A 16,306-nucleotide genomic window follows, 5' to 3' on the forward strand; every position below is an offset into this window, starting at 1 on the left:
CAGATCAGGACATGACAGGGACTTGGAATCGCATCGACCGCATCCGTCAGACCGAGTTTGCAAACGCCGTCGCTGTTGAGATCGAGCGCGTGCTGGCGCGGCAAGGCAAGGTGACGAACAGCGATGCGGTCGTTGCAGCGGGCAGGGTCGCCGGCGCCATTGCCGCCGCCGTCGCTTTGCTTGCGCCGACCGACATCAGTGCGATCGACACCATGCGGGAAAGATTACCCGGCATGGCGTCGCGTTTCGTGCGGATATTGGCAGCCGAAGCTGCGGAACGCCGTGCCAGGAGGCCTCTGTCGACGGCGCACGAAGGCCAAGGGGCAGACATCCAACCCCTGGCCGGAACGGGCGACCTCGACTCGATGCGGGTCGAGGACTGGGCCGGTCGGGTCGCCGGGTCGACGTTCCTGCAGCAAAATCTCGGCATATCGCGCTCGACCCTGCATCGCTGGCAGCGCAGCGGCACGGTCGTTGCGTTGCGCACCGGTGGCCGCAAACATGTATTTCCCCTGGCCCAGTTCATCGACGGCAGGCCGGCGCCGGGTATCAAGGAAGTGTTATCCGCGATGCCCGATCCACGGCATGCCTGGTCGTGGCTGATCGGCCCCGCGCCCGGCCTCGCCGGACGTATTCCCATTGAACTGCTCAAACGGGATCTGGTGGCGGAAGTCTTTCTTGCCGCACAGAACGCAGCGACGGCGAAGTCGGCTTGATCTCGCTGCCAGCGTTAGAAGCCTATTCCAAAAAAAGAACACGTAGAAGGAATGTATGTCGGGTGCAGATCGGTTTGCCGGGCTAATGGCATAAGTATATTTTTGTACAATTGTGACAGTGTCTCGTTTGTGCCGATGGGCAAATGTGAAGGAAATATTAAGTGATATTTGTGCAACATGGATTTATTCTGCTATGCAAACATTGATTATTTTTGGAATCGTCATTGAGACTGGAATGCGGATGAGTATGTTCGCCGCCTGAAGAGGGGGTGCGGTGCGCGCCTTTTTCGACGTGGGTGAGGCGTTCAGCCGTTCAACCCATGAAACCAAAGCCATTTTTAACTTTGACTGGAGAGGTCAGAAAATGAATATCAAGAGCCTTCTTCTCGGCTCAGCCGCGGCATTCGTCGCGGTCTCCGGTGCGCGCGCCGCCGACGCTGTTGTGGTCGCCGAGCCGGAACCCGCCGAATACGTCAAGATCTGCGACGTCTACGGCGCCGGCTACTTCTACATTCCCGGCACCGAGACCTGCCTGCGCATCGGCGGCTATGTCCGCTATGACGCCAGCTTCGGCGACGCCGGCCGCGTTTTCGATGGCGCGACGACACACGACCTTTTGGACGGTGACGAGCAGCAGACCTGGAACAAGAATGCCCGCTTCAATTTGAAGACGTGGACCGGCCAGGAAACCGAGCTCGGCACGTTGAAGACCTATACCGAGACCCGTTTCAACTTCGGCAATACCAAACGCACCGTGAGCGGTGTTGATTTCAGCGTGCAGGACAACAAGGCGGTTACCCTGAACTTCGCCTGGATCCAGCTTGGAGGTTTCCGCGTCGGTAAGGATGAGACTGTCTATGATTCGTTCATCGGCTACGCCGGCAACGTCGTCCAGGACACTATCGTTCCTTACGGCACCAAGGACACCAACCTGATCAGTTACTACTTCGACGGCGGTAATGGCTTTACGGCAGTCGCCTCGGTCGAAACGGGCTCCGGCGCTGACCAGTCGATCGACAGCTACGTTCCGTTTGTCGCTGGCGGCGTGAAATACAAGGGTGACTGGGGTGCGATCACCGCGGTCGGCGCCTATAACAGCACGTCGGAAGAATGGGCCGGCAAAGGTCGCCTCGACGTCAAGCCGATTACTGACCTGACCCTGTTCGTGATGGCGGGCTACGGCAGCGACGACAACGTCGCGAAGAACTTCTACAAGCCGTGGACTGGCAACTTTGCCGTCTGGGGCGGCGGCAGCTATGCCGTCAACAAGAAGACCTCTTTGAACGCCCAGGTCTCCTATACCGACGACCAAGACTTCGCCGTTGCGGCCAACGTCGCCTACACCATCGTTCCTGGTTACACGATCACCGCCGAAGTCGATTATTACGACAATTTCGATGCCGACGATGCCGACGCAATCGGCGGCATCTTCCGCTTCCAGCGCTCGTTCTGATCAAACGACGATCTCGCAAAAAACGGCCCGTAGCGATACGCTACGGGCCGTTTTGATTTGGCGGCGGATACGTCGCTCATCTTGATTTCGCCATCCAACCGGTGACAAGCTCTCGTCATGGAATGGCGCGACGAGGGAATCATTCTCGGCACCCGCAAGCATGGCGAAACCAGCGCCATTCTCGAGGTGATGACGCGCGCGCATGGCCGCCATCTCGGTCTCGTGCGCGGCGGCCGTTCGCGCAAACAGCAGCCTGTCTTGCAGCCCGGCAATCGCGTCGACCTATTGTGGCGGGCGCGGCTCGACGAGCATCTCGGCACCTTCCAGGTCGAGGCTATCGAGATGAACGCCGCCCGGCTGATGGACAGCGCCGTTGCCGTCTACGGCCTGCAGACGATGGCCGCGCATTTGCGTCTTCTGCCTGAGCGTGACGCCCATGGCGGCCTTTACGAGACGCTTGTGGTGATGATCGCTCATCTCGACGATGCCGATGCCGCCGGCGAGTTGGTGGCCCGCTTCGAGCTGCTGGTACTCGACGAACTCGGTTTCGGCCTCGATCTCAGCCAGTGTGCGGCGACCGGCACCAGGCAGGACCTTGCCTATGTCTCGCCGAAATCCGGCCGCGCCGTGTCGCGGGCGGCGGGCGCGCCGTGGCGCGACAAGATGCTGGCGCTGCCTGCCTTCCTGCAGCGCGGCTCCGGGCTGCGCGCCGATCCGGCGGCGATCGAGGACGCCTTCCAGCTGACCGGCTTCTTTTTGACCCGCCATGTCTACGAACCGCGCGGCATCGAGCCTCCCGGCGCCCGCGCCGGGTTTCTCGCCGCTTTGCGCAGGCATCATTCACCCGGCCATGAATCCGGCAAGGCAAGCGCCGGGGAAACCGCCACCGGGGAAACCACCAGATGAGCGAAGTTGAACCTGATCCCGAAAACGTTTCGCCGCTCGGCCTTGGCACCATTTCGCAGGTGGGCGAGGCCATGCGACGGCCGAGTTCAAAGCGAATTTGACGCGGCCGATCACGCCAAGGACGGGCGAGGTGGTGTGCGAGGGCAAAGTAGTGCACAAGGGCAAAGTAGTGCACAAGGGCCGCACGCTGACGGTTTCGGAAGCGGCGCTGAACGACGCCAACGGCAAGCTGCTGGCTTTCGGCACCGAAACATGCTCGATCTTTCCGGCCAATCTGGCGGCACGTTGAATGGACCGGCCGTTTGGCCGCCGCTTTTGAATGTCACTGAACATTGAATGTCAGTGACAACTGGCTTGGTTTGGGGGGACCGCCATGTTTGAAAGCCTGATTGGCCTCGTCGCCATCATCGCGCTGTTCGTCATCATTTCACGCCAGCAGAGCCGCATCGGCCTGATCGAGCGCGAGCTTGGCGCCTTGCGCAGCCTTGTGCTTTCGGGCACGCCCGCGCTGCCGCCGCAAGCCAAGGAGCCGGCTGCAAACGACAGCAAACCGGCGGATGCCGCAATCCCGCTTGCGGCCGCAGGCGACATGGCCGTATCGCCACGGCCCGCAGCGGTCGTGTCAGCTACAGAGGCCGATGCCGATACAACGGCGCCGTCCGCGCCGGAGTCGGCGCAACCGGCGGCAGCGGCGAAGGCAGCTCGCCAGTCCGACGTCGAAACGGCGCTCGGTACCCGCTGGGCGGTCTGGGTCGGCGGCATCGCGCTGGCGCTGGGTGGCTTGTTTCTGATCCGCTACACCATCGAGGCCGGCATTTTCGGGCCACGCGTGCGGCTTGTCATGGCGGCGGCACTCGGGCTGGTGCTGGTCGCCGGCGGCGAGTTCATCCGGCGCACCGGCTTCAGGGTGCCGGTGCAAGGTGCTGCCGGTGCCTATATCCCGGCGATACTGACGGCCGCCGGCGCTTTCATCCTGTTCGGTACCGTCTACGCCGCGTACAGCATTTACGGCTTCATCGGCCCGACGCTCGCTTTCACGCTGCTCGGCGCCATCGGGGTGGCGACGATCGCGGCAAGCCTGGTCCACGGTCAGGCGCTGGCCGGCGTCGGCCTGCTCGGTGCCATGGTGACGCCGCTGCTGGTCGCCTCGCAGGCGCCCAATCCGTGGGCGCTGTTCGGCTATCTGGCGATCGTGCTCGCCGCCACCTGCGTCATTGCCCGCATCCGCGACTGGAGGCTTTTGATGGCCGCAGCCTTCGTCGCCACGGGGATCTGGACCATCTTCTATATGACCGACGCGCCGGGGGCGAACCTTGCCGTCATCCTCTTTATCGACGGGGTGACACTGGCCGCGCTCGCCTTCGTCTGGCTTGGCCGCCGCGACGATGCGGGCGCCGGCAGCGGCTTCGACTGGCCGTCGATCGCGCCGGGCTTCTTCGTCGGCCTTTCGGCGCTGGCCCTGTTTCTCGATCCGGCCTTCGTCGCCATCCGCGGTGCATTGCCGGGGGCCGCCCTTGTCGCAGCCCTGGTGGCGGTGGCGCTCTACCGGCCGCGGGCGCTTGCACTGCTGCACGCCGCCGGGCTGGCGACGGTACTGGTCTATCTCGGCATCATTCCGCCGACCACGATCGCTTCAGATTTTTCGGGTGGCGCTCTCGGCGTCGACGGCATGCCGGTCGTGGCGTCCGATGCCTTGATGTTCAGGGTCGGCATCGCTCTCGGCCTGGTCTTCATCGGCGCCGGCTTTTGGGCGGCGCGCCGTTTTGCGGCCTCTGGCTGGCTGCGCGCCGCCGCATGGGCGGCCTGGAGCGCTGTCGCGCCACTGGTCATCCTGCTGGCGCTCTGGTCTACCTTCGGCAATCTCGACCGAGACCTTGCTTATGCGGCGGTCGCAGCCGTTTTGGTCGGAGCCTTCGTCGCCGGCGGCGAGTGGATAGCGCGCGGCGAAGCGCCGCCGCTAACCGGCGGCGCTGCTGTCTCCTTTGCGCTCGGCGGGGCGGCGATTGCCGGCCTGCTGATGCTGCACATGGCCTTTGGTCCCGGCTGGACAACCATCCTGCTCGGAGCAGCCGCCGCCGTGCCGGCGCTGGCGACGCGCTGGCGTAGCTATCCGGTGCTTGGCTGGATTTCCGTTGGTGCGGTGATTGCAGTGCTTGGTCGCGCTGCCTTCGACCCGACCATCGTCGGTGCCGAGTTCCTGTCGAAGACGCCGGTGTTCAACTGGCTGCTGCTTGGATATGGCGTGCCGGCGCTCGCTTTCGGTTTTGCCGCCTGGCAGCTTGCCCGAACCACCAACGGCCGACCGCGCCTCGCAATGGAGGCCGGCGCCGCGCTGTTTGCCCTGCTCACCGTCGCCATGCTGGTGCGCCATGCCATGCATGGCGGCGTCATCGATACGGCTGCTGCGACGCTTGCCGAACAGGCGATCTACACGCTGATCGCCATCGGTGCCGGTGCCATCCTGGTCGCCATCGACATGCGCTCGCCAAGTTCGGTGCTGCGCTACGGCTCGATTGCAGCGGGCGTGGTCTCGGTCGCGTTCATCGTCCTCCAGCATTTTCTGGCGCTGAACCCGCTGCTGACGGATGAATCGACCGGCAGCATTCCGGTGTTCAATCTTCTGTTCCTCGCCTACCTCTTGCCGGCGGTTGCGGCCGGCGCACTGGCGCTCTATGCCCGCGACAAACGACCGAAATGGTATGCAGCGATGCTGGCGATGGTGGCGGCGGTGCTCGGCTTCGCCTATGCTACGCTGTCGGTCAGGCGCCTGTTCAAGGGCGAGTTCATCGGGCTGTGGAGCGGTCTCGGCCAGCTCGAGACCTATACCTATTCGGCACTGTGGCTGGTCATCGGCGTGGCGCTGCTCACCGCAGGTGTATGGCTGAAGTCGCAGGTGCTTCGCATAGCGTCGGCGGCGCTGATCTCGATCGCCGTGCTCAAAGTCTTCATCTTCGACATGTCGGAACTGGAAGGCGTGTTGCGGGCGCTGTCCTTCATCGGCCTCGGCGCGGTGCTCATCGGCATCGGCCTGTTCTATCAGCGGCTGCTGACAAGGGCCGCGAGAGAGGTAAATTAGTGTGAGTCTATGATCACGGGAAAAGGCTATTGACAGATGGCTGTTCAGCATACGGACGTCGTCGATATTGTCGCAAAAGGCAAAAATGGTGAATATTTGCTCAGCATTGTAGATGATCTCGATTGGGATGATGTAGAAAATCATCTTGAACTTCTAGAGAATAAACTGAATCTATATTGTGTTTTCGTTTTAGAAGGGCAATTCTACAAAGAACATCCGGATGCTGTGGGGCGACCCGTTATGATTTCGGTGGCATTGTTGTCTATTATGCCAGCCGAGGTACAATGGTTCTTTACCGCAGCTGCGGTATCAGTCGTAAAGGCCGGATTGCAATTTGAAGTTCAGCACCTCTCGAAGGGGAATTTGTAGAGGGGTCTTCAGGTGGGGATCGGCCGGGAATAAACCTGCCACTGGCAGCGTTATTCAGTTGCTTGGGTGACCGGGGCGGCGGACCGCTTCGCGCTGGCCGCTTGCGCCGCGCTGCAAAGGCGCGTTCAATCATCACGGACAGGGCCCTCCAGAACCAGCGGTCATGGACGAAAAGAAGGCAGCAATCCTTGGTGAAATACCGCGTCTGCGCCGCTATGCACGCTCGCTGTTGCGCGACCGCGATTCCGCTGACGATCTCGTCCAGGATTGTCTCGAGCGGGCACTTGTGCGGCTCGACAATTGGCAGACAGGAGAAAGCCCCAGGAGGTGGCTGTTTACGATCATGCATCATTTGTTCATCGACCAGATGCGCAAGGTGAACCGGCGCGGCGAGGCAGCGATGCTGCCGCTCGAGGCGAGCGAGGCGCAGGCAGCACCCGCCGAGCAGGTCGAGAGCATCGCCTCGCGCGAGATCGTCGACGCGCTGCAGGCGATCAGCCCTGACCGGCGCGCGGCACTTGTGATGGTCGCCATCGAAGGGTTTTCCTACGCCGAAGCCGCCAACATCCTTGGGGTTCCCGCCGGCACCTTGATGTCGCGCATCGCGCGCGGGCGCGAGGAACTGCGCGCGCTGCTTGATGATACCGCGCGCCGCCGGTCGATAAGGATCGTCGAGAAATGAGCCGACGCGATTTCTCCGAACGCGACATCCACATGGCTCTCGATGGCGAGTTGCCGGGCGATGAGCGGACGGCCTATGAGGCATGGCTCGAGGCCAATGCCGAGATGAAGGCCAGGAGCGCACGCTACGCCGCCGACCGGGCAGCGTTGCGCGCAGCCTTTAACGGCGTGCTGGACGAGCCCGTCCCGGTGCGGCTGACCAAGGTGGTGCTTGGTGAGGCGCCGGTGGTCAGAATGTCGCCATCGCGCTCGCGTTGGTGGCTTGCGGCCGCCGCTGCCGCCATCCTGGTGATTGGCGACGCTGGCGGCTACCTTGCCGGCATCGGCCGCCTCGGCCTGGAAAACACGGCCGAAGACCAGCTTGCCGAAGAGGCGATCGCCGCCCATGTCATCTATGCCGCCGAAAAGCGGCATGCGGTGGAAGTGCCGGCAAGCGATAAGGATCATTTGCAGAGCTGGTTGTCGAACCAGGTGGGTTTGAAGCTCGTCGCACCGGATCTGGCGGCGCAAGGTTTCCAACTGGTCGGTGGCCGGCTGCTGCCTGCCGGCCAGGGCAAGGCCGCGATGCTGCTTTACGAGGACGACAAGGGCGAGCGCATTTCGCTCTTCGTCATCGCCGAATCGGCAGCCAAGGCCAAGGGCACTTATGGGGAAGAAGATGGTCCTGAGGCCGTCTACTGGCTGGACAAGGGTTATGGCTGCGCCGTCGTCGGATCGCTACCGCGCGAGCAGCTGGCCGCAGTGGCCAAGAGCGCCTATGGCCAGCTTCTGGCGGGCTTGAAAAGCTGAGCAGGATCTCGTTTTTCCGGAGCCGCGCCGATGCCGAAACACGAAGGTCGTTTCAAAGCCTTTGCGCGACCTGCCTGCCTTGAAAACTGTCACAATTCGGCCCTAATCGAGGTGCGATAGCGCTTGCTGAATGCTGGCACTTCGGCTGGTGTGACCGATGTTTAGACTAGGGCAGTTTCCACAACCCAATCGAGGTTTTCTGAGCCCGCATGCCTGCCGAGATTCGCAAGGCCCGCGCGTCCGACGTCGATGACCTCGCCGCCATCGAAAAAGCTGTTTTCTCGAGCGACCGCATTTCTCGCCGCTCTTTTCGCCAACTGATCGAACGCGACACCGCCGAACTGCTGGTTGGCGAGAACGATGGCCACGTCGCCGGCTATGCGGTCGTGCTGTTTCGCAAGGGCAGCGGCGTCGCGCGGCTTTATTCGATCGCCGTCGGTCCATTTTTCGGCGGCCGCGGCGTTGGCCGCCTGCTGCTGGAACAGGCTGAAGCCGCCGCTTTCGAGCATGGCCGCATGATGCTTCGTTTGGAAGTCCGCGAGGACAACCCGCGCGCCATCCAGATCTACGAGCAGAGCGGCTACCGCAAGATCGGTCGTGAACCGGACTACTATGAGGATGGCGCCACTGCGCTGCGCTATGAAAAGACCTTGCGCGGCGACATTCCGGTCGCCACCGAAGTGCCGTTTTATCAGCAGACTTGCGAATTCACCTGCGGACCATGCTGCCTGATGATGGCGATGGCTAACTTCGACCCCGGATTCGTGCCGGATCCGGTTATGGAAATCAGGCTGTGGCGTGAGGCGACGACCGTTTTCATGATGTCGGGGCCGGGCGGCTGCGAACCGTTCGGGCTGGCCGTCGCTGGCTATGAGAGCGGGCTTGCTGCTGAGATCTATGTCTCCTTCTACGGCGCGCTGTTCCTGCAGTCGGTTCGCAGCGAGGACAAGCGCCGGGTGATGGAGCTGGCGCAGGTCGACTTTCGCCGCCGCGCGGAACTTTACGGCATCCCGGTGAATTACCGTTCATTCGGGCTTGACGACATTCGCACCGCGATCGCAGAGGGAAAACTGGTACTGGTCCTGATCAGCGGCTTCCTGATGTTCGGCAAGAAGGTTCCGCACTGGGTATTGGCCATCGGTGACGACGGCGATCATATCCTGATCCACGACCCTTGGGTCGAGGACGAGCGGCAGGAGACGATCCTCGATGCTGCCAACATTCCCGTGCCTTACGGCATCTTCATGAACATGGCGCAATTCGGCCGCGACGGATTGCGCGCCGCCATCACTCTCGGAAAGCGCGACAGCCAATGACCTGGGTCATCCTTACCGGCCGACAGAACGATCTCGACCAAGTGGCGACGCCGCACAAGATCATCACCAATCGCGACTACCTTGCCCATCCGGCACTGTTTCGCGGTCAGCGGCCGAAGGTCATCAACCTGTCGAACAATTACGGCTACCAGAGCCGCGGCTATTACGCGTCGCTGCTTGCCGGTTCGCGCGGCCATAAGGTCATCCCGACGGTCGAAACGATGATCGATCTGTCGGAGCGCAAGCTCTATGAGCACGCGTTGCCGGAACTCGAACTCGCACTCAACAAGTGCCGCAAGGACCTGGGCGGCGCTTTCCCGCAGAAGGCCTGCATCTTCTTCGGCATCGGACCGTCCAGGATCTGGGACCGCTTCGCAAAACTTCTGTTCGACTGGTTCCGTGCCCCGGCACTCGAGGTCCACATCAGGGACAGCGCCGAATGGGCCTCGATCCGCAAGATTGGCTTCCATCCCCTGGCCAGGATGACCGAGGACGAGGAAACGCACTTTCTCCAGTGCCTGGAGACCTACACCAATCGCGAGTGGCGCGACACCAAGGGCCGCACGCCGGCGCGCTACACTTTCGCAACGCTGGTCGATCCGCATGAGGAACTGCCGCCGTCGGAGATTTCGTCGCTGCGCCACTGGGCCAAGATCGCTGAAAAGATGGGCGTCGAAATCGAGCCGATCACCAAGCGGGATCTGGCCAAGCTCGCCAACTACGACGCGCTGTTCATCCGCGAGACCACCTCGATCTCCAACCACACCTACCGCTTTGCCCGTCGCGCCCAGCAGGAAGGCATGCCGGTCATCGACGATCCGCTGTCGATGATCCGCTGCACCAACAAGGTCTATCTCAACGAGCTGATGACCTACAACAAGGTACCGGTGCCGCCGACGGTGATGATTGCTGGCACTTCGGACCTGGAAGTTGCGGCACAGACGCTGGGCTTCCCGCTGGTGCTGAAGATCCCGGACTCCTCGTTTTCGCGCGGCGTCAAGAAATGCGGCACCTTTGAAGAGTTGAAGACGCTCGCAACCGAATGGCTGGAGGATTCCGACCTCCTGATCGCGCAAAAATTCATTCCGACGGAATATGACTGGCGCGTCGGTGTCCTCGGCGGCCAGCCCTTGTTCGCCGTCCATTATCTGATGGCCAAGAAACATTGGCAGATCGTCAATCATAAGGCCAACGGCAAGCCCGACCAGGGCGGCATCAAGACGTTCACCCTGAAGGAAGCACCGGCCCATGTCGTCGAGACGGCGGTGAGCGCGGCGCGCTGCATTGGCGACGGCCTCTACGGCGTCGACCTCAAGGAAACCAGGGACGGCGTCTTCGTCATCGAGGTCAACGACAACCCCAACCTCGACCACGGCTGGGAAGACTCCGGCGAAAAAGACGAGGTCTGGGTGCGGCTGACGCAGTGGTTCCTGGAGCGGCTGGACCGGCCGGGGCGATAATATCCGAACTGAGGGGAAAAAGATGCTGTTCTTCGTAACCGAGGATTTTCGCGGCTGCGACCGCAAGGAGATCTACCGCCGTTTCCGCGACCAGGGCCGCCTGAAGCCGGACGGGCTTCTCGTGCACCACAGCTGGATCGCAGCGGATATGAGCCGCTGCTTCCTGCTGGTGGAGGCCGATGACGTCACGCTCCTGCAGCGGTGGGTCATCGAATGGGCGGATCTGGTCGAATTCGAGATCGTTCCCGTGGCGACGAACAAGGACATGGTGGAGGCATTGAGCGGACATCTCTGACCCGTTGGGAACCTCCTGGTTCGCCACAGCTGAATGCCGCCTTCTTCTATCAAGGAATTAACACGCGGATCGAGTGTCATCCCAAGGAGATCTAAGCCGGTTGCCCGCGCTTCCGCGCGACTGTCGCACTTAGCCGGACTGCCGGATCGTCGCGCTCGACTTCAGCAGCCGATTAATGTCCGACGCCTTTGACGGCACCCCGATCAAATAGCCCTGGGCCTCGACACAACCCTCCTTTTGCAGGAATTCAAGCTGCGCTTCGGTCTCGACACCTTCGGCGGTGACGGTGATGCCCAGCTGTGCGCCAAGCCCGATGATGGTGCGCACGATCGCCGCGGTATCGTGACTGTCGATGTCACGGGTGAAAGAGCGATCGATCTTGATCTTGTCGACGGGAAAGCGCCTGAGGTAGCCCAGCGACGAATAGCCGGTGCCGAAATCGTCCAGCGCGATGCGGACGCCCAGATCGCGTAGCTGCCTGAGTGTCTTGAGCACCAGATCGCTCTCGTCCATCAGCACCGTTTCGGTGATTTCCAGTTCAAGCCGGTTGGCCGGCACGCCCGAGAACGCCAGTGCCGAGATAACGCTGCGGGCAAAGGTACCGCTTTTGATCTGCACGGCGGAGACATTGACGGCGATGCGCCAAGCCGCCCAGCCTGCCGCGGTCGTGCAGGCTTTTCGCAGCGCCCATTCTCCAAGCGGCACGATCAGCCCGGTCTCCTCGGCGGCCGGGATGAAGTCGTCCGGCCGCACCAGGCCGCGCACCGGCGAACGCCAGCGCATCAAGGCTTCGGCACCGACGATTTCGCCGGAGGCGATGTTCATGATCGGCTGGAAATCCAGCTCGAATTCCCGTCGCGACAGCGCTGCCCTGAGATCGATTTCGAGCGCCCGGCGTGCCCGCACCATCGCGTCCATGGCTGGTTCGAAGAAGCGGTACAGGTTGCGCCCTTCGCTCTTTGCCCGATAGAGCGCCATATCGGCATTTTTCAGCAAAGTGTCGGCGTCCTTGCCGTCATTCGGAAACAGCGCAATGCCGAGACTGATGCCGACACGCATGTCGTGTCTTTTGTCGCGAAACGGCTTTCCGATGATCTCGACGATGCGTTTGGCCAGCTTTTCCGCGTCGCCCGGGCTTTTGAGATTGAACTGGATGATGACGAATTCGTCGCCGCCGAAGCGGGCGACAACGTCCGTTTCATTGCGCAGGCACCGTTGCAGCCGTTCGGCCACGCATTTCAGCAGCCAGTCGCCGGCGGGGTGGCCCCAGCTATCGTTGACCGCCTTGAAGTGATCGAGGTCGAGCGAGAATATCGCCAGCGATCCGTCTCTCGTCTCACTCAGGGCTTGGTCGAGCCGTTCGCGAAGCATCGAGCGATTGGGCAGGTTGGTCAGTGTGTCGTGGTGCGCAAGATGGGTCATGCGCTCTTCCACGCGCCTGCGCTCGGTGACGTCGTCGAACGTCGCGACCCAGCCGCCGCCGCTCATCGGCCGGCGCGCAACCAGCAGCGTTCTGCCATCAGCGAGATGGCGATGCGTTACGTGTGTTTTCCCCGCCCGCAGGCAGGCTTCGATTTGCGAGATTTCGCTGTCGGGGTCGAGCTTTGTATAAATGCCCAGTTCCAGCAGCCGCTTGAACGCATCACGGTGGCTCATACCAAGCGGGAAGTCGGCCGGCCTGACATGATAAAGTTCCAGGAAACGTTCGTTGCGCACGATCAGCTTGCCATCCGCATCGTACATCAAAAGGCCTTGCGACATGTTGGCAAGTGCCGCGTCGAAACGGCGGTGCTGCTCCTTCAACTCCTGCTCGGCGCGCCGTTGCTCGGTGATGTCCTCGTAGATCGATACCCAACCGCCTGACGCCAGCGGCCGGTGCGAAATGTTGACGATACGCCCGTCTGCAAGCGTTTCCTCATATGTGGAAGGTTTTGCCTGGTCGATATAGGGCTTGCGGATAGCATAGAGTTGCTCAGCGCTTTGCGAGGCGATGCCGATATCCACGCTGTGCTGGAGGATGTCGAAAAACCGGATGCCGGGCCGCACCACTTCGGCGTCGAGGCGAAAGATACTGATGTAGTTCCCGTTGCAGATGATCATCCGTTCATCGGCATCGAACATGCACAGGCCATGCGACATGTTCTCGACCGCTGCCGAAAAACGCTCGTTCTGTTCGCGCAGCTCGTCTTCAATAGGTTGCGGCTGACCAACGCCTTTGGCCCTCTGTCGGCGGACGGACGAACCAGCCTTGATACCGGCAACGGGCATGAGGCAAGCCTATGGACCATGGTTAACCATGGCACTGTTGTCCCTGCCGGTTAATTTACCGTTTTCAGCCGGCTGGAACGGCAGTCTGGCGTCGCGACTTTTCGATCGCCGCAAAGCGTTTGAGAAAGGCATTCTGCGCCCAAGTCACCGAGCGCGGCGTGACGTCGAAGCGCTCGGCATTGAAGCCGCGCGGCCGGCCGAAGAACTCCGTCGCCTCTGCCGTCGAAAAACCCGCAAGCAGCGTTGCTTCGAAATAAGCGGCGATCTGATCCGCTCGCTTGATCTCCTTGCGCAGTCCCGCGTCGAGTTCGGCCGGCAGTGAAAAGCGCAGATGGATGGCGCGCTGCAGCCTGATCTCGCAATCCCTGTAGCTGCCGCCCATCACGGATTTGAACGGCGAGATCATGTCGCCGATGACATATTCCGGCGCGTCGTGCAGCAGCGCCGCCAACCGCGCGTCGGCGTCGGCATCCGGCATCAGCTCGCCGACAAGCGTTTCGACCAGCAGCGAATGCTGGGCGACAGAAAAGGCGTGCTCGCCTCTGGTCTGGCCGTTCCAGCGTGCGACGCGGGCAAGGCCATGGGCAATATCGGAGATCTCGATGTCGAGCGGCGAGGGATCGAGCAGATCGAGCCGTCGGCCGGACAGCATGCGCTGCCAGGCGCGCGGCGGCGCCCCGGCGCGATCGGCAGCCATCAGGCGTCCTCCGCGCCGATGGCTTCCCGCGGAAAGCTGAATTTCGCCCAGGACGGGATAGCGAGCGACACGGCGACGTCCTCCGCAAGGATCGGCAGGCCGGCGTCGAGCGCTGCCTTGACCCGGTCGATGCGGGCAATGGCAAGGCCTGTCCTGGCCGCGGTCGAGCCAAGCTGCCCGACCGGTCGCCCCTCCACGGTCAACTCTGCGCGCGAAGTGGGCAGGGTGCGTTCGGCCGAGACAATCAACACCCGACGCCTGGCAGTGCCGCGATGCTGCATGCGCGAGACGACCTCCTGGCCGACGTAGCAGCCCTTCTTGAAGCCGACACCGCCGATCTCGTCGAGCAACACGTCATGCGGAAAAGCGTCGCCGAGCTGGTAGTCCGCACCGCTTTCGGCAATGCCATGGGCGATGCGAAAGGCTTGCCATGCGGCAAGGTCGCCGCCATCTGCGGTGTCATCATAGAAGCGCTTGACGGCAGTATCGACAAACCGCGCATCAGCAAACGGTGCTGATTCAAATTGCGAAGTGGTTGAATCGCTTCCCCATGCGACGGCCACAACCGGCTGATCCAGCTTGGTAATTTCGGCTTTGGCGCGCAATTTGTAGAGCGTCAGCCGTCGCATGAAATCATCGGCGGTCTCGGTACGGCATTCAAGTCGGAAAGCATTTTCGCCGGCGCGCGAGATCAGGAAGTCGAAAAGGATCTTGCCTTGCGGCGTTAGCAGCGCGCCGGGCTTTGCTTCGCTGCTGCCGAGCACGTCGAGGTCGGTGGTCAGGATGTTCTGTAAAAAGTGCTCGGCATCCGGCCCGGACACGGAAACGAGTGCGCGATCTCTGAGCGAGGCAAAGGGCATAGTGGGAAAACGAGCCTGATCTTGCAAAACTATCGGCCATTACGTAAGCCGCTGGCACTTCCCCCGCAAGAGACCGGATCCGTATGGCCCTCATCTACGATCTCATCCTGACAGGCGGCACCGTGGTCAATCACGACGGCCAGGGTTTTCGCGACGTCGGCATCAATGGTGGGCGCATCGCTGCCATCGGCGATCTCCGCGAGGCGTCGGCCGGTGAGACGATCGACTGCCGTGGGCTGCACATCCTGCCGGGCGTCGTCGACAGCCAGGTGCATTTCCGCGAGCCGGGCCTGGAGCACAAGGAAGATCTGGAGACGGGCTCGCGGGCAGCGGTGCTCGGCGGCGTCACCGCCGTCTTCGAGATGCCGAACACCAATCCGCTGACCACCAGTGAGGCAACCCTTGCCGACAAGGTGCGGCGTGCCACCGGCCGCATGCATTGCGACTTTGCCTTCTGGGTAGGCGGGACCCGCGACAATGCAAAAGACGCTGGCGATCTCGAGCGGCTGCCTGGTGCGGCCGGCATAAAAGTTTTCATGGGCTCGTCCACCGGCGACCTGCTGGTCGAGGACGACGAAGGCGTTGCCTCGATCCTGAGGAACACACGCCGCCGCGCCGCCTTTCACTCCGAGGACGAGTTCCGGCTGCGCGAGCGGCTTGGCGAGCGCATCGCGGGCGATCCGTCCTCACATCCGGTGTGGCGCGACGAGATCGCTGCGTTGCGCTGCACGGAGCGCCTTGTGCGCATCGCGCGCCAGGTCCGCGCCCGGATCCATGTGCTGCACATCTCGACCGCCGAGGAGGTAGGCTTCCTCGAACAGCACAAGGATGTCGCGACCTGCGAGGCGACGCCGCATCATCTGACGCTGAGCGCCGATGATTATGCGCAGTTGGGCACCCTGATCCAGATGAACCCGCCGGTGCGCGCCACGCGCCATCGCGACGGGGTCTGGTACGGCGTTGCGCAAGGCATCGTTGATGTGCTCGGCTCCGACCATGCGCCGCACACGCTGGCCGAGAAGGCAAAGCCTTATCCGGCGTCGCCGTCCGGCATGACCGGGGTGCAGACGTTGGTGCCGATCATGTTGGATCATGTCAACGCCGGCCGGCTGACGTTGCAGCGCTTTGTCGACCTGACCAGCCACGGCCCGCAGCGTATTTTCGGCATCGCCAGGAAAGGCCGTATTGCCGCCGGCTACGATGCCGATCTGACCATCGTCGATCTGAAGCGCCGCGAGACCATCGCCAACGCCCAGCAAGGCTCCAAGGCCGGCTGGACGCCTTATGACGGTAGGCAGGTGACCGGCTGGCCCGTCGGCACCATCGTGCGCGGCCGGCGCGTGATGTGGGAAGGCGAGATCGTCACGCCAAGCCAGGGCAGGGCGGTGGAATTTTCCGAGGCGCTGGCGCGCTAGGCTCC

15 protein-coding genes are annotated in these 16,306 nt (G+C 62.4%); 12 read left to right on the forward strand and 3 right to left on the reverse strand.

What is annotated here, in order from left to right; translation table 11 throughout:
- Positions 1–11: 11 nt before the first annotated feature.
- From NKI41_RS19155 to NKI41_RS19205, 11 genes are all read left to right on the forward strand, one after another.
- Entirely contained in the window at positions 12–716 is a 705-nt protein-coding gene (locus NKI41_RS19155) for an antitoxin Xre/MbcA/ParS-like domain-containing protein (protein ID WP_352684542.1), read from the forward strand.
- A gap of 364 nt (positions 717–1,080) precedes the next feature.
- Complete coding sequence (locus NKI41_RS19160) at positions 1,081–2,169, forward strand: porin (protein ID WP_352684544.1); 1,089 nt, start codon at positions 1,081–1,083, stop codon at positions 2,167–2,169.
- A 117-nt stretch (positions 2,170–2,286) separates the two neighbouring features.
- Positions 2,287–3,075, forward strand: coding sequence for a DNA repair protein RecO (gene recO / locus NKI41_RS19165; RefSeq protein WP_352684546.1), 789 nt, complete (start codon positions 2,287–2,289; stop codon positions 3,073–3,075).
- Positions 3,076–3,172: 97 nt separating this feature from the next.
- Entirely contained in the window at positions 3,173–3,364 is a 192-nt protein-coding gene (locus tag NKI41_RS19170) for a hotdog fold domain-containing protein (protein WP_352471052.1), read from the forward strand.
- An 84-nt stretch (positions 3,365–3,448) separates the two neighbouring features.
- Positions 3,449–6,151: a DUF2339 domain-containing protein gene (locus NKI41_RS19175; RefSeq protein ID WP_352684548.1), complete on the forward strand. Its 2,703-nt coding sequence runs from the start codon at positions 3,449–3,451 to the stop codon at positions 6,149–6,151.
- Between the two features lie 36 nt (positions 6,152–6,187).
- Positions 6,188–6,520, forward strand: coding sequence for a DUF6572 domain-containing protein (locus NKI41_RS19180; protein ID WP_352684550.1), 333 nt, complete (start codon positions 6,188–6,190; stop codon positions 6,518–6,520).
- Positions 6,521–6,683: 163 nt separating this feature from the next.
- The gene (locus tag NKI41_RS19185; RefSeq protein WP_023719875.1) at positions 6,684–7,202 is read left to right on the forward strand and encodes a sigma-70 family RNA polymerase sigma factor; all 519 of its coding nucleotides are present in this window, start codon (positions 6,684–6,686) and stop codon (positions 7,200–7,202) included.
- On the forward strand, positions 7,199–7,990 hold the full coding sequence (locus NKI41_RS19190; protein WP_352684552.1) for an anti-sigma factor family protein: 792 nt from the start codon (positions 7,199–7,201) through the stop codon (positions 7,988–7,990). The genes NKI41_RS19185 and NKI41_RS19190 overlap by 4 nt, the downstream gene beginning before the upstream one ends.
- Positions 7,991–8,199: 209 nt before the next feature.
- Positions 8,200–9,306, forward strand: coding sequence for a peptidase C39 family protein (locus NKI41_RS19195; protein WP_352471055.1), 1,107 nt, complete (start codon positions 8,200–8,202; stop codon positions 9,304–9,306).
- On the forward strand, positions 9,303–10,766 hold the full coding sequence (locus NKI41_RS19200; RefSeq protein WP_352490911.1) for a RimK family ATP-grasp domain-containing protein: 1,464 nt from the start codon (positions 9,303–9,305) through the stop codon (positions 10,764–10,766). Before NKI41_RS19195 ends, NKI41_RS19200 begins: the two co-directional genes overlap by 4 nt.
- 22 nt (positions 10,767–10,788) lie before the next feature.
- Positions 10,789–11,061 (forward strand): DUF3303 domain-containing protein, encoded by a 273-nt coding sequence (locus tag NKI41_RS19205; protein ID WP_352684554.1) that lies wholly within the window; start codon positions 10,789–10,791, stop codon positions 11,059–11,061.
- A gap of 129 nt (positions 11,062–11,190) precedes the next feature.
- On the opposite strand, the gene NKI41_RS19210 is transcribed toward NKI41_RS19205, so the two are convergent.
- The 3 genes from NKI41_RS19210 to ygfZ all read right to left on the reverse strand — a co-directional run bounded on the left by NKI41_RS19210 (position 11,191) and on the right by ygfZ (position 14,886).
- Complete coding sequence (locus NKI41_RS19210) at positions 11,191–13,329, reverse strand: putative bifunctional diguanylate cyclase/phosphodiesterase (protein ID WP_352684556.1); 2,139 nt, start codon at positions 13,327–13,329, stop codon at positions 11,191–11,193.
- A 64-nt stretch (positions 13,330–13,393) separates the two neighbouring features.
- Entirely contained in the window at positions 13,394–14,026 is a 633-nt protein-coding gene (locus NKI41_RS19215) for a YfbR-like 5'-deoxynucleotidase (protein ID WP_023719870.1), read from the reverse strand.
- Positions 14,026–14,886, reverse strand: a complete 861-nt coding sequence (gene ygfZ, locus NKI41_RS19220; RefSeq protein WP_352684558.1) for a CAF17-like 4Fe-4S cluster assembly/insertion protein YgfZ — start codon at positions 14,884–14,886, stop codon at positions 14,026–14,028. Before ygfZ ends, NKI41_RS19215 begins: the two co-directional genes overlap by 1 nt.
- Positions 14,887–14,969: 83 nt before the next feature.
- Between ygfZ and NKI41_RS19225 the strand changes: the two genes are divergently transcribed.
- Positions 14,970–16,301: a dihydroorotase gene (locus tag NKI41_RS19225; RefSeq protein WP_352684560.1), complete on the forward strand. Its 1,332-nt coding sequence runs from the start codon at positions 14,970–14,972 to the stop codon at positions 16,299–16,301.
- Positions 16,302–16,306: the final 5 nt, after the last annotated feature.

This window comes from Mesorhizobium sp. M0601 (genome assembly GCF_040320845.1).
GTDB lineage: Bacteria > Pseudomonadota > Alphaproteobacteria > Rhizobiales > Rhizobiaceae > Mesorhizobium.

Excerpts from the sequence above, each read along its gene's own strand:
- NKI41_RS19155 (WP_352684542.1), top strand. The coding sequence starts at position 12 with ATGACAGGGACTTGGAATCGCATCGACCGCATCCGTCAGACCGAGTTT.
- NKI41_RS19160 (WP_352684544.1), top strand. The coding sequence starts at position 1,081 with ATGAATATCAAGAGCCTTCTTCTCGGCTCAGCCGCGGCATTCGTCGCG.
- recO (WP_352684546.1), top strand. The coding sequence starts at position 2,287 with ATGGAATGGCGCGACGAGGGAATCATTCTCGGCACCCGCAAGCATGGC.
- NKI41_RS19175 (WP_352684548.1), top strand. The coding sequence starts at position 3,449 with ATGTTTGAAAGCCTGATTGGCCTCGTCGCCATCATCGCGCTGTTCGTC.
- NKI41_RS19180 (WP_352684550.1), top strand. The coding sequence starts at position 6,188 with ATGGCTGTTCAGCATACGGACGTCGTCGATATTGTCGCAAAAGGCAAA.
- NKI41_RS19185 (WP_023719875.1), top strand. The coding sequence starts at position 6,684 with ATGGACGAAAAGAAGGCAGCAATCCTTGGTGAAATACCGCGTCTGCGC.
- NKI41_RS19190 (WP_352684552.1), top strand. The coding sequence starts at position 7,199 with ATGAGCCGACGCGATTTCTCCGAACGCGACATCCACATGGCTCTCGAT.
- NKI41_RS19195 (WP_352471055.1), top strand. The coding sequence starts at position 8,200 with ATGCCTGCCGAGATTCGCAAGGCCCGCGCGTCCGACGTCGATGACCTC.
- NKI41_RS19200 (WP_352490911.1), top strand. The coding sequence starts at position 9,303 with ATGACCTGGGTCATCCTTACCGGCCGACAGAACGATCTCGACCAAGTG.
- NKI41_RS19205 (WP_352684554.1), top strand. The coding sequence starts at position 10,789 with ATGCTGTTCTTCGTAACCGAGGATTTTCGCGGCTGCGACCGCAAGGAG.
- NKI41_RS19210 (WP_352684556.1), bottom strand. The coding sequence starts at position 13,329 with ATGCCCGTTGCCGGTATCAAGGCTGGTTCGTCCGTCCGCCGACAGAGG.
- NKI41_RS19215 (WP_023719870.1), bottom strand. The coding sequence starts at position 14,026 with ATGGCTGCCGATCGCGCCGGGGCGCCGCCGCGCGCCTGGCAGCGCATG.
- ygfZ (WP_352684558.1), bottom strand. The coding sequence starts at position 14,886 with ATGCCCTTTGCCTCGCTCAGAGATCGCGCACTCGTTTCCGTGTCCGGG.
- NKI41_RS19225 (WP_352684560.1), top strand. The coding sequence starts at position 14,970 with ATGGCCCTCATCTACGATCTCATCCTGACAGGCGGCACCGTGGTCAAT.